This window comes from Gordonia alkaliphila, assembly GCF_039542465.1.
Taxonomy (GTDB): domain Bacteria; phylum Actinomycetota; class Actinomycetes; order Mycobacteriales; family Mycobacteriaceae; genus Gordonia; species Gordonia alkaliphila.
The window spans coordinates 1-828 of the sequence record NZ_BAABIE010000051.1; the positions used below are offsets into that span (position 1 = coordinate 1).

Below are 828 nucleotides of genomic sequence, written 5' to 3' on the forward strand. Positions count from 1 at the left end.
CGACATGGTCGTGGTGACTGGTCAGCGACTCGAACAGGCGGATCTTCTGTTTGTCGGTGAGCAGTTCGGTGCGGGTGTGCAGAATCCGGCGGATCTTGTACAGCGGGTCGTCCTTGCGGCCCCGGTGTCCGCATACCTGCTGCTGGATCCGTTGCCGACACAAGTCGAGTTTGCTTGCGGCCAGATGGACAACGTGGAACGGATCCATCACCACCCGGGCCGCGGGGAGTTCCTCGGCGGTGGCGCTCTTGTAGCCGGTGAATCCGTCCATCGCCACGACCTTGATCCGATCCCGGAACTGCTGGTCCCGGGCGGCCATCCACTGTTTGAGGACGTGTTTGGAGCGGCCGCCGATCATGTCGAGCAGGCGTGCCGGGCCGGTCCCGTCGATGACCGGAGTCAGGTCGATCAGGACCGTGACGAAACTCGGTTCCCCTTGTCCGCGAACGTGTTTCCATTTGTGCTCGTCCACACCGAGGCACCGGACCCCGTCGAGGTGGTCGCCGTCGTAGACCAAGGCGCGAGCGGCGTCTGTAGCGATCTGGTTGACCGTGCTCCACGAGATCGCGAGGTTCGCGGCGACGGCGGCCACGCTCATCTTGTCGACCACGATGCGCTGCAAAATCCAGCGTTCGGTCCTGGTCGTGACCACTGCTCGAGCCCTGGCGATGTGGTCGATCCTCGCGCGAAAGACCGACCTCGAGCAGTCGCTGGTGTGGCACACGAACCGCGGAACCATCACGTGCAGGAGGACTGGATAGCCGACGACAGGAGTGTCAGTCAGGACCCGCTCGACCCGATCTCGTAGTTGACCCGCAATGTTGCAGT

The 828-nt window shown here is 63.4% G+C and carries 1 protein-coding gene; it reads right to left on the reverse strand.

Annotated features, from left to right (window positions below; all coding sequences use genetic code 11):
• Positions 1–828 (reverse strand): ISL3 family transposase (locus ABD989_RS17660; RefSeq protein ID WP_345314508.1); only part of this gene is annotated, 828 nt, incomplete at both ends.